General features: G+C 46.7%; 20 protein-coding genes. 9 read left to right on the forward strand and 11 right to left on the reverse strand.

Annotation, left to right across the window (positions count from 1 at the left end):
• Nucleotides 1-5: 5 nt before the first annotated feature.
• Complete coding sequence (locus DXN04_RS09660) at nucleotides 6-1112, reverse strand: DUF2891 domain-containing protein (RefSeq protein WP_233525553.1); 1107 nt, start codon at nucleotides 1110-1112, stop codon at nucleotides 6-8.
• A gap of 3 nt (nucleotides 1113-1115) precedes the next feature.
• A complete protein-coding gene (locus DXN04_RS09665; protein WP_116853123.1) occupies nucleotides 1116-2366 on the reverse strand; it encodes an NAD(P)/FAD-dependent oxidoreductase in 1251 nt (416 codons plus the stop codon).
• 66 nt (nucleotides 2367-2432) lie between these two features.
• Between DXN04_RS09665 and DXN04_RS09670 the strand changes: the two genes are divergently transcribed.
• Entirely contained in the window at nucleotides 2433-2741 is a 309-nt protein-coding gene (locus DXN04_RS09670; RefSeq protein ID WP_116853124.1) for a YbaB/EbfC family nucleoid-associated protein, read from the forward strand.
• A 233-nt stretch (nucleotides 2742-2974) separates the two neighbouring features.
• Nucleotides 2975-4099 (forward strand): tetratricopeptide repeat protein, encoded by a 1125-nt coding sequence (locus tag DXN04_RS09675; protein WP_116853125.1) that lies wholly within the window; start codon nucleotides 2975-2977, stop codon nucleotides 4097-4099.
• Here DXN04_RS09675 and DXN04_RS09680 read toward each other — a convergent pair.
• Nucleotides 4096-4737 (reverse strand): DUF2306 domain-containing protein, encoded by a 642-nt coding sequence (locus tag DXN04_RS09680; RefSeq protein ID WP_233525554.1) that lies wholly within the window; start codon nucleotides 4735-4737, stop codon nucleotides 4096-4098. The genes DXN04_RS09675 and DXN04_RS09680 overlap by 4 nt on opposite strands.
• A gap of 17 nt (nucleotides 4738-4754) precedes the next feature.
• Nucleotides 4755-5495 carry a hypothetical protein gene (locus DXN04_RS09685; RefSeq protein WP_147319885.1) on the reverse strand — a complete coding sequence of 247 codons (741 nt, stop codon included), beginning with the start codon at nucleotides 5493-5495 and terminating at the stop codon, nucleotides 4755-4757.
• A gap of 134 nt (nucleotides 5496-5629) precedes the next feature.
• Here DXN04_RS09685 and DXN04_RS09690 point away from each other — a divergent pair, with 134 nt between their 5' ends.
• A complete protein-coding gene (locus DXN04_RS09690; protein WP_116853127.1) occupies nucleotides 5630-6214 on the forward strand; it encodes a collagen-like triple helix repeat-containing protein in 585 nt (194 codons plus the stop codon).
• Nucleotides 6215-6252: 38 nt separating this feature from the next.
• On the opposite strand, the gene obgE is transcribed toward DXN04_RS09690, so the two are convergent.
• Both obgE and DXN04_RS09700 read right to left on the reverse strand, forming a co-directional pair.
• Nucleotides 6253-7257, reverse strand: coding sequence for a GTPase ObgE (obgE, locus tag DXN04_RS09695; RefSeq protein ID WP_116853128.1), 1005 nt, complete (start codon nucleotides 7255-7257; stop codon nucleotides 6253-6255).
• Nucleotides 7258-7369: 112 nt separating this feature from the next.
• Nucleotides 7370-7942 carry an adenylate kinase gene (locus tag DXN04_RS09700; RefSeq protein WP_116853129.1) on the reverse strand — a complete coding sequence of 191 codons (573 nt, stop codon included), beginning with the start codon at nucleotides 7940-7942 and terminating at the stop codon, nucleotides 7370-7372.
• A 406-nt stretch (nucleotides 7943-8348) separates the two neighbouring features.
• Here DXN04_RS09700 and DXN04_RS09705 point away from each other — a divergent pair, with 406 nt between their 5' ends.
• On the forward strand, nucleotides 8349-11321 hold the full coding sequence (locus DXN04_RS09705) for a glycoside hydrolase family 3 N-terminal domain-containing protein (protein ID WP_233525555.1): 2973 nt from the start codon (nucleotides 8349-8351) through the stop codon (nucleotides 11319-11321).
• A gap of 220 nt (nucleotides 11322-11541) precedes the next feature.
• Here the strand turns inward: DXN04_RS09705 and DXN04_RS09710 are convergent, their stop codons facing one another.
• Entirely contained in the window at nucleotides 11542-11964 is a 423-nt protein-coding gene (locus DXN04_RS09710) for a hypothetical protein (RefSeq protein WP_116853130.1), read from the reverse strand.
• A gap of 154 nt (nucleotides 11965-12118) precedes the next feature.
• Between DXN04_RS09710 and DXN04_RS09715 the strand changes: the two genes are divergently transcribed.
• On the forward strand, nucleotides 12119-13165 hold the full coding sequence (locus DXN04_RS09715; protein WP_116853131.1) for a COX15/CtaA family protein: 1047 nt from the start codon (nucleotides 12119-12121) through the stop codon (nucleotides 13163-13165).
• Nucleotides 13166-13284: 119 nt separating this feature from the next.
• Nucleotides 13285-15531 carry a patatin-like phospholipase family protein gene (locus DXN04_RS09720; protein ID WP_116853132.1) on the forward strand — a complete coding sequence of 749 codons (2247 nt, stop codon included), beginning with the start codon at nucleotides 13285-13287 and terminating at the stop codon, nucleotides 15529-15531.
• Here the strand turns inward: DXN04_RS09720 and DXN04_RS09725 are convergent.
• On the reverse strand, nucleotides 15494-16495 hold the full coding sequence (locus tag DXN04_RS09725) for an alpha/beta fold hydrolase (RefSeq protein ID WP_116853133.1): 1002 nt from the start codon (nucleotides 16493-16495) through the stop codon (nucleotides 15494-15496). The two genes, DXN04_RS09720 and DXN04_RS09725, sit on opposite strands and share 38 nt — an antisense overlap.
• Nucleotides 16496-16671: 176 nt before the next feature.
• On the opposite strand from DXN04_RS09725, the gene typA reads away from it, so the two are divergent.
• The 3 genes from typA to DXN04_RS09740 all read left to right on the forward strand — a co-directional run bounded on the left by typA (nucleotide 16672) and on the right by DXN04_RS09740 (nucleotide 19592).
• Nucleotides 16672-18486, forward strand: a complete 1815-nt coding sequence (gene typA, locus DXN04_RS09730; RefSeq protein ID WP_116853134.1) for a translational GTPase TypA — start codon at nucleotides 16672-16674, stop codon at nucleotides 18484-18486.
• A 62-nt stretch (nucleotides 18487-18548) separates the two neighbouring features.
• Nucleotides 18549-19163: an alpha-ketoglutarate-dependent dioxygenase AlkB family protein gene (locus DXN04_RS09735; RefSeq protein ID WP_116853135.1), complete on the forward strand. Its 615-nt coding sequence runs from the start codon at nucleotides 18549-18551 to the stop codon at nucleotides 19161-19163.
• Nucleotides 19164-19193: 30 nt separating this feature from the next.
• Nucleotides 19194-19592: an META domain-containing protein gene (locus DXN04_RS09740; protein ID WP_158568938.1), complete on the forward strand. Its 399-nt coding sequence runs from the start codon at nucleotides 19194-19196 to the stop codon at nucleotides 19590-19592.
• Here the strand turns inward: DXN04_RS09740 and DXN04_RS09745 are convergent.
• From DXN04_RS09745 to DXN04_RS09755, 3 genes are all read right to left on the reverse strand, one after another.
• Entirely contained in the window at nucleotides 19589-20014 is a 426-nt protein-coding gene (locus DXN04_RS09745; RefSeq protein WP_116853137.1) for a VOC family protein, read from the reverse strand. The genes DXN04_RS09740 and DXN04_RS09745 overlap by 4 nt on opposite strands.
• A gap of 45 nt (nucleotides 20015-20059) precedes the next feature.
• Nucleotides 20060-20776 carry an AraC family transcriptional regulator gene (locus DXN04_RS09750; RefSeq protein WP_116853138.1) on the reverse strand — a complete coding sequence of 239 codons (717 nt, stop codon included), beginning with the start codon at nucleotides 20774-20776 and terminating at the stop codon, nucleotides 20060-20062.
• Between the two features lie 100 nt (nucleotides 20777-20876).
• A complete protein-coding gene (locus DXN04_RS09755; RefSeq protein ID WP_116853139.1) occupies nucleotides 20877-23033 on the reverse strand; it encodes a S46 family peptidase in 2157 nt (718 codons plus the stop codon).
• Between the last annotated feature and the right edge of the window lie 95 nt (nucleotides 23034-23128).

Consider the following 23128-nt stretch of genomic DNA (forward strand, 5'->3'; position numbering starts at 1 on the left):
TTTTATTAATTATTCTCGACAGTCAGCGCATATACGGCAAAGGATGCCAGCCAGTGTTCCCCTGCATAATCGCCGCTGGCTACGTGTGGTATAGCAGCTTCCAGGTGTTGGTTGGCCAGGGCCTGAATAGCGGCGCTGTTCTTACCGGCATGACGGGCAATACCATAGAGGCACCAGGCACGGCTCAGGTTCAGGCCATCCAGGTGTACGAGTTTACCATCAGTACGATCTTTTACCTGGGCGATGGGGAAGAGGGTGATATTCTTCGCAAACAGTCCTGGCAGGAATTCCTGGATCCATGACTGATATTGCGCCGCCGGCAGTATTCTCCACATCAGGTCAGCTTCTTCCAGGCAGGGAGAAAGGAAGTCGTAGCCACCCGGTTCATAACTCACAGGACCGTTTTTGTCGGCCAGGTAGAAGCGGGTTGCAGCCGCTTTAATAGCATCCTGCAATGGCTGATCTTTGGCTGTCACGGCATAATCCCATGCCAGGCAAAGGCCAAAGGCCAGGTTTGTATGTTCACCTACGCGGATGGGGTACATTAGTTTGCCCAGAAAATCGATATAGGCTTTGGAAAACTGAGTAGCCAGTGGTTGTACATTGGCAGCCAGTTCCTTTCCTTCTGGCGAGTTCCAGGTGAGCAGTTCCCTTTGCAGTTGCAGGAGCCAGCTCCAGCCATAGATGCGTTCAAAGCCTTTGTTCTCCTTGTTGGTAAACAGTTTTTGTTCCTGCAGAATGTGATCGGCAGTCAGGTTTTGCTGCAGTTTGGCCAGGATCAGTTCGTGCTGTGGCAGGGTGGGGAATGACTTGAGTAACCTTACCAGCATCCAGTGGCCATGCACGCTGCTATGCCAGTCGAAACAACCGTAGAAAGCAGGATGATAATTTCTCGGATTAGTTACCAGAGAGGTATCAGTAAATACTACACCTGTTTTGTACGGAAATTCCAGCTGCATACATTTCAGTGGCAGTTTAGACAGGTGTGCGGCACCATCAACAGTCAGTTCCAGGTGGCCTGCGCTGTTGTGTGTATATAGTGCTTGTTGTGCAAAGGCGGTAGACATAAAAGTGCTGATTAAGAGTGCACCCAATACGATGGACTTCTTCACTTGTTATCGATTAAACAGTAATTTGAAATAGAAGGATGGTTTGGTGAGTCGCTTGCGCAGATCTACCTCATAGAACATGCAGGAGAGCAGTTCCTGCAATTGTTTATTCCGGCTGCTCACCTTCATAAGTGTATTGAACAGCCATGGGTAGCGGATCAGCTTTTGGAGGCGGTGACTTAGTTTCAGCTCAGGCCCCATTACACGGTAGACTTCAGCATCATACTTAGCCAGTTTGGCAGCAGAGAAGTCGTTTGCCTGCAGGGCTTCGTGTGCCTGTAGGCCGGCTATGCGGCCGGAATACAGGGCATTGCCGATGCCCTCGCCGGTGAACGGATCTATCAGGTATGCGGCATCACCTACCAGCATGTAGCGGTCACCGTGGAGCACGCGTACTTTACTGCCCAGTGGCAGCCCATAGCCTTCGATATTGCTGATCAGTTCAGCATCTTTGAATCGTTCTTTGAATACAGGATCGTTGGCAATGATATCCAGCATTTCCTTTTTCAGATTGATCTTCTTTTTGCGCACAGTTTCGCTGAGCACGCCTACGCCCACATTGGCTTCGCCATTTGGCAGGGGGAAGACCCAGAAGTAGCCGGGGAGCAGGTTTTTGAGGAAGTGCAGTTCTATAAAGTTGTCAGCATTATTACCGCTTACATTCTTGTAATAGGCACGTATACCGGCTATGTAGTGATCAGGTTCCATGGTAATGCCGGCTACTTCTTTGGTGAAAGAAGAGTGGGCACCATTGGCAATAATGAGAAGTTTAGCTTTTACCTGGAAAGTGCCATTGTTGCCGCTTACAAAGTAGCCATCTTCCTGCAGTTCGTATTTATCGACGTTTACATTTTCGTATAAGCTGATTTCTTTGCGGCGTTTTATTTCATCCACAAGGAAATTGTCGAAGTCCATGCGTTTGGCTACATAGCCAATAGGAGTTTCCTTATGGCCTTCATTTTTGCTGTTATAGTCAGGGCGATAGCCAACATCCAGGCTATGGCGACCGGGCGATACAAAGGTGACACCCCAGCTGTTTACTTTGAAAGTAGCCTCTTTGAGACGGGTCGCAATGGCGGGGTCGATACGGTTAAGCGCCGTGAGTACTTTTCCACTTAATCCATCTCCACAAACCTTATCACGGGGAAAAACAGCTTTGTCTACTACTATACATTCAACTCCCAGTTGTGCAAGTTGCAGGGCTGCTGCGGCACCGCCAGGACCGGCACCGATAATACATACTTTGGTTTCCAACATGCTGTTGATTTAGAGTGTTAAGATAAAGAAAAGTGAAATATCTTCGCGGGCTAAAATCGACCTACCATGTTTGATATGTTTGGTAAGCTGCAGGAAGCGCAGCAAAAAATGAAAGAAAGTAAAGAACGCCTGGCCCTGATCACCGTAGACGGGGAAGCAGGTGATGGTGCAGTAAAAGTAACCGTGACAGGCAACCGCGAGGTAAAGAGTCTGGAAATAGCAGAGAGATTACTGGAAAAAGATAACAAAGAAGAACTGGAAGATTTAGTGATAACAGCCCTGAACCGTGCCCTGAAATCAGCCGAGAATACCTGGGAAGCCGAAATGAAAAGTGTAGCTGGTGGTATGCTGGGCCCGCTGGGAGGTCTGTTTTAACTATAGGCAGGCAATAGTGAAGCTATAGTGCTATAAGTGCATTATAAGTACACCATAAGTACACCAAAAGGGCACTTCATTATCCCCGGGATATTGAGGTGACCTTATGGTGTGCTTTAAATGAGCTTTTGGAGACCTGTTGGTCTTAAATTCGGAATGCTGGTTACCCCTACATGAAGGCTCCTCGTATTATAAAAATCTTATATTATCTTTAGCCTATAAAGTACTCTCGTATGCGTCAATTGTTATTGTTTGTAACAACAGCCACATTATTTGCCTGTAATGGCCCCTCGGAAAGCAAAAAGGGAACAGCAGCCGGTGTTACACTTACCCAAAGTAACCTGTACTCCGAAGACACTGTTTTGATGGTGGCCCATGCCAGTTCAGGGAAGGACAAGGAAGCCGATAAACTGTTTCTGCAGGCCATCGATGTTTACCGCAACAAAAAGAATCCATCCCAGGCGGTAGCTATCTTCAAAAAGTCTATTCTGGCACAGCCACAGGCCAAGGCCTATTATGAAATGGGGAATGCACTGGGCGATATAGGTGAATTGCAGGAAGGGTTACAGGCCTATGATATAGCGGATATCCTGGATTATAAACCCCTGAACAAACTGCTCTATAACAAAGCCTGTTTATATTCACGATTAAATGAGCTGGACAAGGCGAAACAATACCTCATTTCTGCCATCGAGTTTGGTTACGGCAATCTGAAAAACCTGCAAAAGGATAAGGATCTTGCCAAACTCAGAGAAGACAATCAATATACCTTCAACGATATTATTATGACCGCGATGTCCGGTTCTACAGATCCGGATAAACTGCAATGGGCAGTGTTCAGTCATGAATTTACCCAGGTAAAATTCCCCTTGTTGCTGGATATGAAATATGCTGACAACATGACGGAAGACAGGATCATCTCTTACGACAATGAGCGCTATGTGCCTGAAATGCGTGACTATGCATTTTCCAGGGAAGTAGGTGCAGAATATTACAGGGTAGGATTGGTAAGATCTAATGACAGTAATCGTACGCTGATCTATGGTGTAGTCGATGAAATGGGTGGCAATAGACTGCCGGTATACTACATCGCCAGCTTTAACAATAAGGGTACCCTGATCGATAAATTAATGATCGGTGGACAGAAGATCCTGAAAGATCCTTTCAAGGTAGCGACGATCAATGCGAACTACGATATTGAGGTCTCCAATTTTGAGCTGACTTACGAAAAAGATGTGAATGAAGAAGGATATGAAGACAATCCTATCAAGAGTCAGAAACCTTTAGGGAAGGATAATTATGCGATCAAAGATGATGGTCACTTCGTGAAGAAAGATGTGATGTTGGGCATGCGTTAAGCCTTTTTGACAGGGTAGATCTTTGCGAGTTTCCTGATGATCAGTTCTGCAATAACCAGGTTCAGCGTCCAGCTGAGCCATGCAATGAGGATATAAGCTGCGCGGGGGCGCAGCGGAATATTCAGGATGTCTATCAGGTAAGCATACAGGCGTAAGCTCACAGCAGAAAGTGTGAGGGCATAGCTCCGGAGCATCATTGCACCATGTGGCAGCCATTGATGCTGCCTGCCATAATACCAGCCCATGGCAGTGGTATATAACCACAGGAGCGCGAGGATGACGAAACTGGTGCGTGCCGGTAAGCCACCATTCGCATAGAACGCCATCACTAAACCACTGGGGCCACTAAAGAAAAGCACAACCCCTGCATATATTGTCCCGGATCTGCGATGCAGACCGGGATATTTTTTTATCAGGTACCAGCTGAATTGCAGCAGACCGGTGATCATCACTATAAAGCTGATGAATACATGTACATAGAAGCTGAATCGCCAGTGGAGGATATGATAGATCCTTTGCTTGGTCATCAGGAAATCCGTGTATGGATCAAACGAAAGATAGGGGATACTCAGCCTGATTAGCAGCCAGGTTGCAAACAGGATGCCGGCAGCGAACAGGGTGATACCCCCCTTCTTCAATATGTATTTTGTGTTTATCAAGGTCCTACCCAATAACGGATGCTGTCAGCAGTTTCTACCCCGCTTAACCAGCGGTTTTCGCCCTCACCTTCGTAGGTGATAGTATAGAGTGTGGCCGGTTCCGGCAGATCTCCTTTCTTTTCCCAGGTTACGTAGAGTGAGTCTCCCTTTCTTTCCCACGTACCTCTTACAGTAACCATTTGCCCGGCACGGGTAGAATCATTTATTTGGGGATAGTAGTTTAAGACAGCGCTACCATCATTTTTAAAAGTGATATCCCGGTTATCGCCACCCATAGGATAATCGGCTTCGAAATTATTGCCTTTATCACCTGTCCTTATGACCTTTGTGAGGCTGAATTCTTTGGTGCTCAGTTTAGCATTGTTCAGGGGCACCCATTTGCCGGTTCCTTTGTCGCCGGCTGCATCCAGGTGGATGGTAAATTTTCCGTCGAATGGATGATCCCCTGGTTCATTCAGGGTCACATCAATACCATCACCGGCAATCTTATAACTGCCGCTCACATTGCGGCGCAATCCGAGATGCACATTATAACCTGCGAGATGATTATTTCTTGCATAGTTGATCGTGATATAGATCTTTTTGCCATCGAAATCACCAGTATACAATCCCGTTAAGCCATCATCTGGCTTTGAAATGGCTACAGCAATGCTATCCGAGGCAGGAGGCGAGGAGGTCGACGATTTACAGGCGCAAAATAAGGCGGCGCTAATACAAACTTGGATTAAGTACTTCACAGGGCATTTTTTTGTAAAGTAATGCAAAAATTTTTAGTGATAAAAGAGGAGGCTTTCTTCGTATATTTAGTCTGCGTGATAATCCGAACCCCTACATCCCCATTTTTAATTTATAACAACCAAAATTTCTGTACATGAAACGAATCTTTTGTTCTGTTAATGCATCCCTGTTACTCCTGGCTGTAGCCTTATGTATGTTTAGTTGTGGTAAAGATGGTAAAACTGGTCCCCAGGGTGATCCAGGACCTACAGGGCCTGCAGGTCCGACTGGTCCCAAAGGAGATGCAGGGACTGCAAATGTTATTTATTCGGATTGGCTTACGGTCGCTTTCCTGCCGGATACAATCCACAACACAGATGGTACGATTGATACCATTGGATTTTATGCTGATATTGACATAGCTAAACTGGATGCTACGCTGATCAGCACCGGCGAAATGAAAGTGTACCTCAACCTGAATACCCCGGATGATCCGGTGGTAACGCCATTGCCCTACACGAATATTTATTCGGGCTGGAATATCCTGGCGACTTTCTTCACCGGTGGGGTTGAATTGTATGCAAATGGAGATGCCGGTACCTGGACGGATGGTAATTCAAAACTCAGGTGGCAGTACCGGTATGTGTTAGTGCCGGGTGGCACGGAAGCAAGGAAAGCGAAGACTGTGGATATGAGTGATTATAAGCAGGTGAAGGCCTGGCTGGGATTAAAAGATTAGTGATAAAAAAAGCTCCTGCCACTGGCAGGAGCTTTTTTTTATTCTTTAGGAGCCGCATTCAGTGCATTCCATAACATGTCTTTCAACTGTGGCAATCCCTGTTGCGTAACAGAAGAAATAAACACATGTGGTACATCTGCAGGCAGTTCTGCCGCAATTGCTTCTTTCAGCTCATCGTCCAGCATGTCGCTCTTGCTGATAGCCAGCAGGAACTGTTTGTCCAGCAATTCAGGATTGTACATTGCCAGTTCATTCACCAGGATTTCATAATCCTTTTTGTGATCGGAGCTATCCGCAGGGATCAGGAACAACAATACCGGGTTTCTTTCAATATGCCGCAGGAAGCGGTGTCCCAGTCCTTTCCCTTCATGTGCGCCTTCAATAATTCCCGGGAGGTCAGCAATACAGAAAGAACGGTCATTTCTATAGGCCACCATGCCCAGTTGGGGAGTCAGCGTGGTGAACGCGTAATCCGCAATCTTCGGGGTAGCTGCTGTGATGGTAGAGAGGAGGGTGGACTTACCTGCATTCGGGAATCCTACCAGACCTACGTCTGCCAGCATTTTCAGTTCCAGTACTTTCCAGCCTTCGGTGCTTGGCATACCTGGCTGTGCGTAATCGGGTGCCTGGTTGGTTGCTGACTTGAAGTAGCTGTTACCACGACCACCCTGGCCGCCCGGGATCCAGATTACTTCTTCCCCGTCATGAAGTATTTCTACTTCGAGGTCGCCGGTTTCTTCATCGAAGGCCTGGGTGCCGAGGGGCACTTCGATAATTATATCTTCACCGTTTTTACCTGTACTGTTATTGTCTCGTCCGTTACCGCCATCTTCTGCCACTACGTTCTTGTACCAGCGCAGGTGCAGCAAGGTCCATAACTGGGAGTTGCCTCTGAGTATGATATGGCCGCCACGACCACCGTCACCGCCATCGGGGCCGGCTTCGGGGTTGTATTTGGTACGCATAAAGTGGGCGCTACCTGCACCGCCTTTACCCGATTTGACGGATATCCTGATATAGTCAACGAAATTGCCTCTTTCCAATGTGGAGCGATTTATTATAAATTTAAAAACGCAAAGATCGTGAAGTTCATCCACTTTACATGGATGGTTACTTACGATCTTTGCGTCTAATATGATAAGATCAGCCTGCTGCTTATACTTTTTCTTCTACCAGCGGGTCGATTTCTTTGCTTAAACGAGCGAAGATTTCATCAACGGTACCTTCCCCATTTATTTTCTTAAACTTGCCGAAACGGGCATAGTGGTCAGCTACAGGAGCGGTTTTGTTGTGATATTCTACGAAACGCTCACGGATGGTTTTTTCATTATCATCCGGACGTTTTCTGGCCAGCAGGCGCTGTACCAGGTTATCTTCATGTACTTCCAGAGAAAGTACATTGGAGATAGCGGTTTTCTTCAGATCCAGCAGTTTGTCCAGTGCTTCTGCCTGAGCAGTAGTACGTGGGAAGCCGTCAAAAATAAAACCTCTTGCTTCCGGGTTGGCTTCGAGTTTCGAACTGATCATGCCGATTACGACAGCATCCGGAACCAGTAATCCCTGGTCCATCAGGCGCTTCGCTTCCAGGCCCAGGGGAGTCTGAGCAGCAATCTCTCCACGCAGCAGGTCACCGGTAGACAGGTGAATCAGCCCGTATTTTTCAATCAGGTTCGCACTTTGTGTGCCCTTTCCACTACCGGGAGGGCCAAATAGAATAATATTGACCATGTGTTTAAAAAAACTTTAGCAAGACTGCAAATATAGCAAACAATTGAATGTATAGGTAACTAAAATTACAATTGCTTGAATAACATGAAATATTTAAGAAAAATCGTAGATATGTTTTAATGATTTGCTGGAAATAATGGATTATTTTTAAGCAGATTGTTCCATAAAGAAGAAAAAAATGGTTGTTTGAGGGTCATAGTCGAAAGATATTTTATTATGTTTAAGGATTACAGGTCATTTGTTCCTACCTCCTCATGTAAATATAAGTATTTATACTGCCGCTTTACAGCCGTGAATATGTAAGGTAGCATAATAATTGGGACTCAAAATGTAATTAGGGCACAGCTCCCTGAACAGGGATGTAATTTCCCGTATGATAACTTTTTTATTGACAAGCAGCAAGATTATGAAGCAGTTATTGATCTTAGGACTCTCCGGATTTATGTTAGCAGGTTCGGGCAAAAAACCAGCCCCGCCACAAGATGGACCCGTTCCAAAATTACTGACAGCAGACGCTGCCGCTACGCATTGGGTGGACAGTGTATTTGCGTCGCTCAACAATGATGAGCGCATCGCCCAGCTTATCATGATCAGGGCACACTCTAACCTGGGGCCTGATCACGTCAAAAAAATCGAGAAGGACATCAAAGACAACAAGGTGGGTGGTTTGATCTTCTTCCAGGGGGGGCCGGTACGACAGGCTAACCTGACAAATTATTACCAATCCATTTCCCGGACTCCGCTCATGATCGCTATCGATGGGGAATGGGGACTCGGCATGCGGCTGGATAGCGTAATCAGTCTGCCCCGCAACCTCATGATTGGTGCTGCACAGGATAGCAGCCTTGCCTATAAGGCCGGGAAGGTGCTGGGCCAGCAATGTCGCCGGCTGGGGATCCATGTAGACTATGCGCCTGACATGGATATTAACAATAACCCTAATAATCCTGTGATCAATGACCGATCTTTTGGTCAGGACAAATACCAGGTAGCACGTATGGGTATTGAAATGATCAAAGGGATCCAGGATCAGGGTGTGATGGCAGTAGCCAAGCACTTCCCCGGTCATGGTGATACTGATACGGATTCTCACCTGGATATGCCGGTAATCCGTAAATCCAGGGCGCAGCTGGATTCCCTGGAATTATACCCTTTCAGACAAGCCATAGATGCCGGGGTAGCCAGCATCATGATGGCTCACCTGTACATTCCCGCCATTGACAGCACTCCTAACACGCCAACTTCCATCTCACATAAAGCAGTAGTTGATCTGCTGAAAGGGGAAATGGGTTATAAAGGCATTGTGATCACCGATGCGCTGGAAATGAAAGGCATCGCTAAATTTTACTCCGGTGGGGAAGAAGCTGCAAGATCACTGGTGGCGGGGAATGATATGCTCATGCTGCCTTCTACCGCCGAGGGGAGTGTAGAGGCGATCAAGAGAGCGATTCGCCGGGGTGAGGTAAGCTGGAATGAGGTGAATGAAAGAGTGAAGAAGGTATTGCTGGCAAAATACAACCTGGGACTGAACAAACCACAGTTCGTAGAAACGGCCAACCTGGCTGAGGACCTGAATGCGGTAACCGATACACTGATCAAAGATATAGGCAGGCAATCCCTGACTTTACTGAAAAATGATAACCAGCTTATTCCTTTCAAACAGCATACCCCTGGCAAGGTAGCGGTGATCGCAGTAGGCGCAGATGTCAATAATGCATTCCTGCAATCCATTAAAGCGACCCGTCCGGACGTGAGTACGTTCATCTTCACGTCCCGTCAATCTGCTGCACAGGTAGCACCTGTGGTAGAGCGACTGAAAAATGAATTCCAGGCGGTGATTATCGGTGTACATAATTATGGTCGCCGGCCGGCTAACAACTTTGGTATCAGTTCTGCGGAGCGCTTGCTGGTACAGCGCCTGCAGCAGGAAATGCCATCTGCTACGGTAGTATTTGGTAATCCTTATGCAATTCAATACTTCTGTGATGCGCCGACTATTGTAGCGGCATATGAAGATGATGATGACACCCAAAAATCGGCAGCTCAGTTATTGTTTGGCCAACTCATACCAACGGGTAAACTTCCGGTGACTGTATGTCCGAACTTTACGTATGGAATGGGCATCGTACCTGCTACACCACCACCAGCTGTTGCATTACAGCCACTGGAGGAAGTGGCACCGGCAAAGGTGGGCATGAATGCGGCAACGCTTACAAAAATTGACAGGCTGGCAGAAGAGATGATTGCTAAAGGTGCTGCTCCCGGTTGTGAAATACTGGCGTTGAAAGATGGCAAGATTGTATACAACAAGGTATTCGGTCACTATGATTATAGTACCAATGAACCAGTTACTCATTCCAGCATTTATGACCTGGCTTCGGTAACGAAAGTATGTGCAACGACAATGTCTGTCATGAAACTCTATGACGAAGGCAAACTGAGTCTGGATGGAACATTGGGCGATTACCTGCCATGGGTGAAAGGCAGCAATAAAGCGAATCTGAAAATCAGGGATGTACTCCTGCACCAGGCTGGCCTGGTGGCATTCATTCCTTTCTACCAGAGTGTGCTCATGAAGAATGGAGCACCTGATACAGCATTGTTCCACAGCTATGCAGATTCTGTGTATTGCAGGCGTGTGGCTGAGCATCTGTATATGAAAGATGCTTATGTAGATACCATGTACCAGAAGATCCTGGAAAGTACGCTGAAACCACAGCAGGGCTATGTATACAGCGACAATGATTTTATTTTCCTGGGCAAGGTAGTAGAGTCTATAACAGGTCAGAAACTGAATCACTATGTGAGAGAAACTTTCTATGAGCCATTGGGCATGAATTCTACAGGTTTTAAACCAAGGGAGCGTTTCCCGCTTTCGCAGATTGCACCTACTGAAAGTGAGCGTACATTCCGTATGCAATGGATCAGGGGCGATGTGCATGATCCGGGTGCAGCTATGTTTGGGGGTGTAGCCGGGCATGCAGGATTATTCTCCAATGCAGAAGATCTGGCAGTGCTGATGCAGATGTTATTGAATGGGGGCACTTATGGCGGCCAGCGCTTCATCAAAGAAGAAACTATCAAATTGTTTACAGCTTACAACAGCAATATCAGCCGTCGTGGTCTGGGCTTTGATAAGCCTGATAAAAACAATGGTAAGCATGGTGAAGCATACCCTGCAAAGAGTGCTTCTTCACTTACATTCGGACATACTGGTTTTACAGGCACCTGTATCTGGGTGGATCCCCAGTCTAAGCTGGTATTCATTTTCCTGAGCAACAGGGTGTGTCCTGCCGGTGGTGACAACAAAAAGCTGATCACCATGCATGTAAGAGAAAATATAATGGAAGTGCTGTACGAAGCAATGAATCAGAAGTAGTGCCCGGCGCAGGGTTTGTATCAAAAGTATTTTGAAGGCATGGTGAATTGCATCAATAAGAATTCTCTTTGTCGGGTATCCGGGTTTAATGAAGCATCATACTTCGATACATCCCTACGTGCACGTATAACCGGATAAGAGAAGCACCTTTCTATAAGATAGGCAATAGTGACAAGATGAGATATGCCTCTGCAGCCACTCATTTTGTCACTATTTGTTTTTATTGGACAGAAACAGTTCTGTTAATGCTTGTCTCGGTTCTGATACCGATAGTTTTTTCTGCCAGGCGTGTCTTACCTTTTCTGATTTCGAAAACATAAGTACCATCCTGCAGGTCTGCCAGGTTAAAACGGGCTTTGTAAACCAGTGTTACCGGCAGTGATTCCTGGTGCAAGGTGGTATTGTTTGCATCCTTGATACTCAGGATTATTTTGTCGCTACCCGGATTTTCCACGGTTACGCGAAATACCAGTTCAGTTCCGGTTACCTGTGCTACGTCCAGTTTGAAATCGCTGGGAGCAGTAGGTGGTTGGTTGTTGGCAACGTTTGTTTTTACTTTGTTCAACGCAAAGTCCTGGGCTACAGCAATGGATTGGCTAAATAGGATAATTGCGATGACTGCTATAAATTGTATGTGTTTCATACAAAAGTTTGTTTTAGTGTTTTGATATTTTTCAGGGTCCCTTTTGTCGCCGCAAAGATCAGTAGGTGGTGTTAAGAGAATATTATGGACATGTTAAGAAAGCATTACGAATGTCAAACCTCAAAGTACTAACTTTGCCCTCGATTTTTGATTTATGGAAAGAATGACAACACAACAGCAAAGGCCGGTAGCGATCTGGTTATATATAGGGGTGGGGATGCTGATTATTCAGGTTTTACTGGGCGGCATTACCCGTCTCACAGGTTCAGGCCTGTCTATTACCGAATGGCAACCCATCCTGGGTGCATTTCCTCCAATGAATGAAGCGGCATGGGTGAAGGCCTTTGATAAGTATAAAGAAATCGGGCAGGCAAAGTATCTCAACAATCATTTTACCTTATCTGATTTCAAAGGAATATTTTTCTGGGAATGGCTGCACCGTGACTGGGCCCGTTTGATGGGAGGGGTATTTCTGGTAGGCTTTGTGTATTTCCTGATTAAAAGAAAGATTGACCGGTCTATGATTAAGCCTATGATCATCCTGTTTTTATTGGGCGGATTACAGGCGGCTATAGGCTGGATCATGGTAAAAAGCGGATTGAATGAAGACAATCTGTACGTAAACCATATACGCCTGGCGATACACTTCCTGGCAGCCTTGTCACTGCTGGTGTATGTGTTGTGGTTTGCGCTGAAGTTGAGCACGCCGGTAAAAGAAATCCTTATAGCGCCCGGATTAAAAAAACTGAATGGATGGCTGCTGGGTTTATTGACACTGCAATTGTTCTTTGGTGCATTGATGGCAGGTCTGCATGCTGCACTGGCGGCAAGCACCTGGCCTGATATCAATGGTGCATGGATTCCCGGCAATATGTTTACCCAGGGAAGTTTCCTGGAAGATCTGACACATAATACACAGACGATACATTTTGTACACAGGAACCTGGCTTACCTCATTACGATCCTGGTAGTGATCTGGTGGTGGAAGGCTGCGTCTGAAACACCGGAGCACAGCCTGCTGCACAGGGTACGGTATCTGCCTTTGCTGCTGGTATTGGTACAGGTATTATTGGGTGTACTGACATTGCTGGGTAGCCAGATTCATATTCCTATTTTGCAGGCGATACTGCATCAGGCGGTAGGGATGTTCCTGTTGTTGGTATTGGTGTGGACGTATTTTCTGAGCTACGGGAAAAAATAAATTTTCGCATTTATTGGGCCGCTGGCCGGTTTATATAAACAGTCGCTGCAAGCGACTGTTTTATTTTCTATAAGAACCTATTACAATTTTTCGTAAGTTTAGTTGTAATTGCGTTACGGATGAAAGTGAAATATCTGCCGGTCAAATTTTTCTATTCTTTCCCGATCCAACTATTGTTGCTGCATTTCCGGAAGTACCAGGTACTGCTCATATTCTGGGCAATCCTGTTCAGTACTATCAATGGAGGCTTCGCAAAAGTATTCGGTGGAGATGCATTGTATCTCGCACCTGAATACCTTGGACAGGTGAACTTTTACAGCACTACTATTCTGGGGCTGTCTACCGGTTTATTCACTATGAGCTGGAACATTACTACATTTATTCTGCACACCGGCCGTTTCAAATTTCTTGCAACTACATCACAGCCATTCTTTAAATACTGCCTTAACAATTTCATTGTTCCGGTTGCATTTATCATCAATCTGCTGATACGCTCGTGGGAATACCAGCGCTATCAACAACTGAGCTCTGTACCGGAAATCATGCTGCTGACGGAAGGCTTCATCTGTGGATATTTATTCGTCATTTTTTTCTCGTTTTTCTACTTCTTCAACGCTGATAAAAACATTGGCCGCAGGCTGGAAAAAAAGTTTGGTACACCCCGCGATTTCCTGCGACTGGTACTGAAGCCGACCCAGGAAAAAGATGAAAATGCACTCCCCGTTACTAACTACTTTAACTCTCCCTGGCGGATACGCCGCGCCAGAAATGTAGATCACTACAACAAGCATTACCTCGACAGTATTCTGAAGCAGCATCATTATGCGGCCATGATCACTGTAGTCTGTGCTTTGTTCTTCCTGGTATTGCTGGCATATATGATGGATTATCCATTTTTCAGAATACCGGCAGGTGCCAGTGTGATGATCTTTTTTGCTTTCCTGATTGGAATTGCCGGCGCATATGCGTACCTGTTACAGAGCTGGGCCATTCCGCTTGCATTGGTATTGATGGTGGGCATGAACTGGATGGTAGAACACGACCTGCTGGATAACCGTAACAAGGCTTATGGATTAAATTATAAACAACATGATCAGCGACCAGAATACAGTACCGTTGCCCTGCAGAAATTCTTTTCTGAAAAACGCAGGACTGAGGATAAAGCACAAACCCTGAAAATTCTGAAAGCATGGCGCGCTCAGTTTCCCGCTGCACAGCGTCCCAAGCTGATTGTGCTGAACTTCAGCGGTGGTGGTTTACGTGCTGCTACCTGGAGCATGAATGTATTGCAGCGGCTGGATTCCATTATGGGTGGGCAGCTGATGAATCAGACCGTGTTGATGACAGGTGCTTCAGGAGGTATGATTGGTGCTACTTACTTCCGGGAATTGTACCTCCAAAAAGCGCATGGCAGAAGTCTGAACCTGTATGATAGTAGTTTTACAGAACGAACAGGCCGCGACCTCCTTAACTCTATTTTCACTTCCATGTCTGTGAATGATTTTATCACACCGTGGCGTAGTTTTAAAATCGGCGACAACCGTTATGCAAAAGATCGGGGATATGCATTTGAAATGCAGCTGAATGCGAATACAGATTATGTGCTTTCCAAAACGATCGGAGAGTACAGAGAGCCGGAACAGGAGGCGAAAATTCCTATGCTGATCTGGAACGCTACTATCAATGCTGACGGCAGAAGGTTGATTATTTCCCCGCAGCCGGTCAGTTATCTCTGTGCACCGGCTTATCCCAAAGGAAAACAAACCTGGCAGGATGTAGACGGGGTGGACTTCACACAGTATTTTGCAAAGCAGAATCCTATGCATTTGAGAGTGACCAGTGCAATCAGAATGTGTGCAACTTTTCCTTATGTATTACCGAATGTATTTCTGCCCAGTGATCCGATTGTAGATGTGATGGATGCGGGGATCAGGGATAACTTTGGGCAGGATGTTTCTATGCGTTATCTGTATACATTCAGGGATTGGATCAATGCGAATACAAGTGGTGTAATATTTATCCAGATCAGGGATACACGAAAAAATGATATCCGGCCTATCCAGAAAACGAAGGTATTGACAGATCTGATGTTTGATCCGCTGTTTACAATGCAACAGCACTGGAGTTCCATGCAGGATTTCGGACAGGATGATAAACTGAGTTACCTGGAAGGATATTTCCCGATAGGATTTCACAGAATTATACTGCAATATGTACCTCAGAAAGAAGATAAGGCAGCAGCACTGAGCTTCCACCTTACCTCCCGTGAAAAAATAGATATTGCCGGGGCTTTGGATAATCCCACCAACCAGGCATCATTTGACAGTATCATGAGCCTGATAAAAAAGCCAGCACTGGTTGAATAAACTGCTGGAATGCCTGGATGTGTGGCAGGTGGCCTACATCAGGAATCGTTACCAGTTTGCAGTCAGGAATTCTTTTGCTGATCTGAGGGCCTAATACAGGGTAGTTACCTAATGTCTTTCGTACTTCTTCAGGGGCATTGGCTTTGCCCAAAGCGGTACGGTCTTTCAGGCCAATAATGAGCAGTGTAGGGACCTTAATATTTTCAAATTCATAAAATACCGGTTGGGTAAAGATCATATCGTAGGTCAGGGCATTGTTCCAGGCTACGCGTTTTGCATCGGGGCCCTTGGCCCAGCCGGCTAGTACAACGGCCCATTTTTCATAGGCTGGTTTCCACTGACCACCATAATAACCATCCAGCTGATATTTTTTGATCTTCTCAAAATCCTGGGAGAGTTCACCCTGGTACCATTTATCTACTGACTGGTAAGGTACTTTCACTTTCCAGTCTTCCAGGCCGATAGGATCTTCCAGGATCAGTTTTTCCACCACATCCGGGTACATCAGGGTGAAGCGGGTAGCCAGCATGCCGCCCATGGAGTGGCCTAAAACGGCAACTTTTGAAAGGTGGAGGGTATCCAGCAGGGCTTTGGTATTCTGGGCCAGCAGCTGGAAACTATATTGAAGGTGTGCCGGTTTTGAGGATTTACCGAAACCCACCTGGTCAGGCATTATAACCCGGTAACCACTTTTGCTTAGCCCGGCAGCGGTACTATCCCAGTAGGCAGCCGGGAAGTTCTTGCCGTGGAGGAGCATAATAGTTTTACCATTAGGTTTGGCGGGCTGCAGATCCATATAAGCCATGTGCACTTGCTGGCCTTGAATTTGCAGCGAAATATTATGAACCGGATAAGGGTACTGAAATGTGGTGAGTTCCGCATCCAGCGCGGGAATTTCCTGTGCACGGCCGGGCAAAATGGCGGCGCTGAGAAGAACGGCGGTTAAAATTGATCTGATGAGCATGGTTTCGTCTAATGAGTGAATAAAATAATGGGTAAGGCGCAAAAGTAATGCCGGTGCGGGTGCAGTCAAAGATCACAATTATTTAAAGGGATTTCCCCACATTTTCCACAATTTGTTATAACTTTGCGCCTTCTTTTGGCTGGGGACCAGCTAGCCGAAGTCAACTAATTTGATTTATGAATATCCGTAACATAGCAATTATTGCGCACGTAGACCACGGTAAAACCACCCTGGTTGATAAGATCCTCCATTCTACCAACGTTTTCAGGGCTAACCAGGAAACAGGTGAACTGATCATGGATAACAACGACCTGGAAAGGGAGCGTGGGATCACCATCTTAAGTAAAAACGTTTCCGTTGAGTACAAGGGGGTGAAGATCAACGTGATCGATACTCCAGGCCACGCCGACTTCGGTGGTGAGGTAGAGAGAGTATTGAGAATGGCTGATGGTGTGATCCTGCTGGTAGATGCCTTCGAAGGCCCAATGCCACAGACACGCTTCGTGCTGCAAAAAGCGCTGCAGCTTAACCTGAAACCTATCGTTGTTATTAACAAGGTAGACAAGGCTAACTGCCGTCCTGATGAAGTACATGACTCAGTATTTGAGTTGTTCTTCAACCTGGATGCAACGGAAGAGCAGCTGAACTTCCCAACCTATTATGGTTCAGGTAAGAATGGCTGGTTCAACGATTCATTAACTCCAAGTGAGGATATCACTCCACTGATGGATGGCATCCTGGCACACGTACCAGAGCCTCAGATCGCTGAGGGTACCCTGCAGCTGCAGATTACCTCTCTGGATTACTCTACCTTCCTGGGCCGTATTGCTGTAGGAAGAGTGGCTCGTGGTGTGATCAAGGAAAACATGCCAATCTCCCTGGTGCAGACTGATGGTACTATCAAGAAATCCCGTGTTCGTGAACTGTATGTGTTCGAAGCACTGGGTAAAAAGAAAGTAACAGAAGTTCAGGCTGGTGATATCTGTGCGGTAGTAGGTCTGGAAGATTTTGGTATCGGCGATACAATTGCTGATTTCGAAAATCCTGAAGCATTACCGGTTATCAGTGTGGATGAGCCTACAATGAACATGTTGTTCAGCATCAACAACTCTCCATTCTTCGGTAAAGATGGTAAGTTCGTAACTTCCCGTCACCTCCGTGACCGTCTGGTTAAAGAAACTGAAAAGAACCTCGCATTACGCGTAGTAGATACTGACAGTGCTGATAGCTTCCTGGTTTATGGCCGTGGTATCCTGCACTTAGGCGTACTGATCGAAACCATGCGTCGTGAAGGATTTGAGTTGACTGTAGGTCAGCCTCAGGTAATCCTGAAACAGGTAGATGGTAAGAAATGTGAGCCATATGAAACCCTGGTAGTAGACGTACCTCAGGACTTCGCCAGCAAGGTGATTGACCTGGTTACCCGTCGTAAGGGTGAAATGCTGATCATGGAAACTAAGGGTGACATGCAGCACCTGGAATTCGAAATTCCTTCCCGTGGCCTGATCGGTCTGCGTACCCAAATGCTGACTGCAACTGCTGGTGAAGCTGTAATGGCACACCGTTTCAACGATTATAAACCATGGAAAGGTCCAATCCCAGGACGTAGCAATGGTGTACTGATCGCTAAAGAAGCTGGTACCACCACTGGTTACTCTCTCGATAAACTGCAGGATAGAGGTTTCTTCTTTGTAGATCCGGGAGAAGATGTGTATAAAGGTATGATCATCGGTGAGAACAACAAGCCTGGTGACCTGGTAGTGAATCCTAATGAAGGAAAGAAACTGACCAACATGCGTGCAAGTGGTTCTGATGCTGCTACCAGCATTGCTCCTAAGACACTGATGACCCTGGAAGAATGTATGGAATACATCCAGCAGGATGAGTGTATCGAGGTAACGCCTAACCACATCCGTATGCGTAAGACCATCCTGGATGAGGAAGAAAGAAAGCGTTTCCAGAAGACCATGAAAGCTGATGGTGTAGCTTAATTTTAAGAATAATACCAAGTATATTAGTGCCGTCCCGCCAGTAAGGTGGGACGGCTTTTTTTATGCAGTTACCATTTTTTGAAGAGCCATCGGAGCAGTTTATTCCTTTGCAGGACGGGGAATTGCTGTACTATCCTCACTTCTTTAGAGCAGAGGTAGCGGATCTGTATTTTCGCTCGTTGATAATGAATATTGACTGGAAGCAGGAGGGGATGATGATGTATGGAAAGCCGGTATTGTTTCCCAGACTAATGGCCTGGTATGGGGATGCCGGCAGTAGTTATGCCTTTTCGGGAAAGCGCTATGAGCCTGCGGCCTGGACAAAGGAACTGCAGGAAATCAGGGAGCAGGTATCCAGGCCGGCGGGAGTTGTATTCAACAGCGTATTACTGAACCTTTATAGAAACGGGAATGATTCTATGGGCTGGCATGCCGATGATGAGCCTGAGCTGGGGCCGGACCCTGTGATCGCATCTGTGAATTTTGGTGCTACCCGCCGGTTTATGTTTCGCCACCAGCAGGCCGGGCTGAAGTACGAATTAAACCTGACTCATGGATCCTTGTTGATCATGAAAGGCAGCCTGCAACATCACTGGCAGCATCAGGTACCGAAGACAGCAAAACCAATTGAGGAGCGGATCAATCTTACATTCCGGGTAATAAAACCACTGGTTTGATTTTTGTTTTTCTATCAGAAAACTATGCTTATGTCAGGCAAAATAATCCTGGGGCTGCTCATTTTGACGGCCTGCACCTCGCTCAGGAAGATTCCGGATCTGGGCGGCCTTCGTTGGGGCCTTGTACAGCTTCAAAACGAAAAACTGGATTCATCGCCGGTCTATATACAGTTCGATACCAGTGCTCACCGCTTCACTGGCAATGCTGGCTGTAATAAAATATCAGGTAATTATACCGCTACGGATAAGGCGTTGACTTTTGCTGAAGTTATTAGTACCCGCATGGCTTGTCTGGATACCAGGGCCAATGAAAGGGAAAGCCAGTTGCTCCGCCTGCTGAACAATCATACGTATGCATATGATATAAACGGAGCGACCCTGCAGCTGAAGGACAGCGGCAAGGTCATTCTGCGGTTTAAAGGATTTTAGGGGAGAATGATATTGTCTTTTTCATCCAGTTCCCAGAAGGGATTGTGTGCCACTTCGAAAAGGAATCCTTCAGGATCCCTGAAATAACCGCTGTACCCACCCCAGAATACTTCTTCCGCCGGCTTTACTATCTCTGCCCCGGCTTTAGCAGCCTGTTCCAGTACGCTGTCTACTTCTGCCCTGTCTTTTGCGTTCAGTGCCAGTGAAAATGCAGGGAAACCGCTGCCAGCTTCAGGTACATTGGCATCGGCAGCGAGTTCTTTTCTGCCAAAGAGAGATAATACCATTCCATTCAACTGGAAAAAGGCAACACCGTCCTGGCTGGCGGAGGAACGCTTCCAGCCAAGTCCGTCTTCAAAAAAGGCAATAGATTTTTGCAGGTCTCTTACACCCAGGGTTACCAGTGTCAGTTTTTGTCGCATGTATGTGAATATTAGAATCTAAAGGTAAGCGCATAAAGGCTGTCGTTATTTGTATAAAAACGACAAATATTCGCTTGGAGCCTCCCCGGTAATGTGCCTGAACTCCCTGGTCAGGTGCGCATGATCATGATAACCGTAACGGATGGCGAGTTCCAGCAGGTTGGAACCGGGTTGATGTTGCAATGCGTGTTTTGCACTTAAACAACGCACGATGCGGGAAAAGGTTTTGGCAGAGGTCCCGACCTGGTGAAGGAAGGTGCGTTCAAAATTGCGGGGGCTCATATTCACCTGTGCCGCGAGTATAACAGGGGAGATATTACCATGGCTGGATTGGATGGAATGGATAGCGGCCTGCATACGGGCAGGTTGATCCGGCAATGCTTTTAAGAGGCAATGAGAGATAGCCTGGAAGCGATTGCCGCCCCGGGCGACGGCTTCCTGTAGTTGGCGGACTAAGGGTAGCGAGAGATCATCACCTTGTAGATGCTGATCCGTTAATAATTGCATGGGCATGCCTGCAAAGGCGGCCATGCCAGCAGGTTTAAAGCGGATACCCAATAAACGGGAGCTGGCAGATGCATGTGCATCGTGAAAAGTGGTCATGGTGCCAACGGCTTTGACACTTTCATCATCCAGGTTGAAAATGAAATCGGCGCAGAGATCGGGGAGTATGCGGGTTGTGGCCGGACCGGTAGTGGAGACGGTCCAGTATGCGTCTATATAAGGCGCTAGCAGGGCGGGGGGAGAATACTCGGCATACACGGGGTAAATTTATAAATTTCCGGCCTGTCACTGGCCATCTCACAAAAAAAGCATCTGCCATAGGCAGATGCTTTTTTACTATTGATTTAAATTCAAGTACTTATTTCACGAGCTTCAGTTCATTGACGATGTTGGGTGCGCCACCCAGCTTATCGATACACCAGAGTACGTAGCGTATGTCTACACAGATTGTACGGTTGTATACCGGATCAAACTGAATTTTGTGGCTCAGTGCCTCATAGTTACCGTCAAACGCTAAACCGATCAGTTCACCATTACCATTCAGCACAGGTGAACCGGAGTTACCCCCAGTGATATCGTTAGTAGTAATGAAGCAGGTAACGATATCGTTTTTGCGTGCGTCTTTATATTGACCGAAATCTTTCTTGTTGTAGAGGTCTACATAATTCGCAGGCAGGTCAAATTCATAATCACCTGGTTTGTATTTTTCCAGCACCCCTTTCATAGTACAAACATAATCATAAGATACTGCGTCGCGTGGTGCATATGGTTTTACCTGTCCGTAGGTGAGGCGCATAGAGAAGTTGGCATCAGGATACCATTTCTTGTTTGGTTCCATCTGCATGAGACCTTTCAGGTAGCCTCTGCCCAGATCATTGATTTTGGTAACGAACTGGTTGTACAGTGGCAGGTATTTGATGCTCCAGTTTTTCACGAAGGCACTTGAATAGGCAAATGCAGGATCCTGTTGCAGGGTTACTGCATCCGGATGTTCGATGAAAGCTTTCCAGCGGGCATCGTTCAGGATCATTGTGCTGGACATCAGCGCTGCCGCCCAAAGGCGGTAGGTATTGTCTTCGTCCAGGCTACCAAATTTTGCTTTTACAGCATCGTAAAACCCGATTGGATGTTGTGCAGCGGGGATGTCTGTATAGAACATGCGGCAGGTGGCTGCCAGTATTTTCTGATCGCTTGGTTTGTCTTCTTCTTCCAGGAAGGCGGTGCGTGCTTTGTCTGCCGCCTGAATGCTTTTGGCAATTACGTCACTGCTGGTGCCTGGCTGTACCATGGCTTTTTCCAGTGCCTGCAGGCTCGCTGCAAAAGCGGCCAGTGGGGAGCCCATGATGCCTTCATTGATGTATATACGGTGTTTCGCATATGGGGTCCATTCCTTGTAGGTCTGGGCATAATCGTTGAAGATCTGCTCAAACTCAGGTTTGCCCTGTGCCCATTTTACGAAAGCGCTTTCATTCTGTTGTTTTTGTTCCTGTACTTTGTATTTGAGGAGCTGTTTGGTTTCACCGTCGTAGAACTTCCAGTAGTTAGCCACGCCTGCATAGGAAGATGCCAGTTTCAGTTTGATCGCCGGATCTTTCTTCATCTGGTCAAACATATATTTCAGGCGTACGGCGCGCAGGTTGACGATAGAAGGATTTTCGACTTCGATTTTGAGTTTCACGCCTTCGGAGCTTTCATACCTGTTGGTACCGCCGGGGTAGCCAAAGATCATGGCGTAATCGTTCTCCTTGATACCCTTGATGGATACTGGGAGGAAGTGTTTAGGTTTGAGAGGTACATTGTCCGCAGAATAGTCGGCTGGTTTACCATCTTTATTAGCATACACGCGGAATACGGAGAAGTCGCCGGTATGGCGTGGCCATTCCCAGTTGTCAGTATCACCGCCAAATTTTCCGATGCTTTCAGGGGGAGCGCCTACAAGGCGGATATCTTTATAGCGTTCGTATACGAAGAGGAGGAACTGGTTGCCTTTGAAGAGGGGCAGTACTTTGGCTTCGTAGCCGGTGCCATTGATAGCTTCGCTGACGATTTCGCTGATGGTGGCCTGTTGTTTCTTCATCCTATCCTGGCCGCTGAGGCCCTGGAGGGCTTCTTCCATTTTCTTGGTTACATCATCCACGCGTACGAGGAATTGCACGGTCAGGCCTTTGGCGGGGATTTCCTGGATTTTGGACTGGGCGTAGAATCCGTTTTTCAGGTAGTTGTGTTCTACGGAGCTGGCAGTAGCGATGGCATCATAACCGCAGTGGTGGTTTGTGAAGATGAGGCCCTGATTGCTCACTATTTCGCCGGTACAGCCGCCGCCGAATATGATGATTGCATCTTTTACCGATGCTTTATTGATGCTGTATAACTGTTCTTTGGTGAGTTTCAGTCCTTTCTGGACCATATCATTGTACACTTGCTGCCCTAATAAATAAGGAAGCCACATGCCTTCGTCTGCTTTGGCAAATTTAACTGCCAATAACAGCAAAAGCAGCAGAACTTTTTTCTTCATTGATATCGAATTTTTTTGAAAACAGGGTCAAACCTACCTAATTTTTAGGTATTGACCGCTGATATTATGATGGGAGGGGGCTGATTCTCTGCCGC

This window comes from Chitinophaga silvisoli, from assembly GCF_003412465.1.
Classification (GTDB): Bacteria; Bacteroidota; Bacteroidia; order Chitinophagales; family Chitinophagaceae; genus Chitinophaga; species Chitinophaga silvisoli.

Bases quoted from the DNA above. Each gene is read 5' to 3' on its own strand.
- DXN04_RS09735 (WP_116853135.1), top strand. From the start codon at position 18,549: ATGCAGTTACCATTTTTTGAAGAGCCATCGGAGCAGTTTATTCCTTTG.
- DXN04_RS09745 (WP_116853137.1), bottom strand. From the start codon at position 20,014: ATGCGACAAAAACTGACACTGGTAACCCTGGGTGTAAGAGACCTGCAA.
- DXN04_RS09675 (WP_116853125.1), top strand. From the start codon at position 2,975: ATGCGTCAATTGTTATTGTTTGTAACAACAGCCACATTATTTGCCTGT.
- DXN04_RS09740 (WP_158568938.1), top strand. From the start codon at position 19,194: ATGTCAGGCAAAATAATCCTGGGGCTGCTCATTTTGACGGCCTGCACC.
- DXN04_RS09705 (WP_233525555.1), top strand. From the start codon at position 8,349: ATGAAGCAGTTATTGATCTTAGGACTCTCCGGATTTATGTTAGCAGGT.
- DXN04_RS09725 (WP_116853133.1), bottom strand. From the start codon at position 16,495: ATGCTCATCAGATCAATTTTAACCGCCGTTCTTCTCAGCGCCGCCATT.
- typA (WP_116853134.1), top strand. From the start codon at position 16,672: ATGAATATCCGTAACATAGCAATTATTGCGCACGTAGACCACGGTAAA.
- DXN04_RS09755 (WP_116853139.1), bottom strand. From the start codon at position 23,033: ATGAAGAAAAAAGTTCTGCTGCTTTTGCTGTTATTGGCAGTTAAATTT.
- DXN04_RS09690 (WP_116853127.1), top strand. From the start codon at position 5,630: ATGAAACGAATCTTTTGTTCTGTTAATGCATCCCTGTTACTCCTGGCT.
- DXN04_RS09665 (WP_116853123.1), bottom strand. From the start codon at position 2,366: ATGTTGGAAACCAAAGTATGTATTATCGGTGCCGGTCCTGGCGGTGCC.
- DXN04_RS09700 (WP_116853129.1), bottom strand. From the start codon at position 7,942: ATGGTCAATATTATTCTATTTGGCCCTCCCGGTAGTGGAAAGGGCACA.
- DXN04_RS09710 (WP_116853130.1), bottom strand. From the start codon at position 11,964: ATGAAACACATACAATTTATAGCAGTCATCGCAATTATCCTATTTAGC.
- DXN04_RS09715 (WP_116853131.1), top strand. From the start codon at position 12,119: ATGGAAAGAATGACAACACAACAGCAAAGGCCGGTAGCGATCTGGTTA.
- DXN04_RS09720 (WP_116853132.1), top strand. From the start codon at position 13,285: ATGAAAGTGAAATATCTGCCGGTCAAATTTTTCTATTCTTTCCCGATC.
- DXN04_RS09670 (WP_116853124.1), top strand. From the start codon at position 2,433: ATGTTTGATATGTTTGGTAAGCTGCAGGAAGCGCAGCAAAAAATGAAA.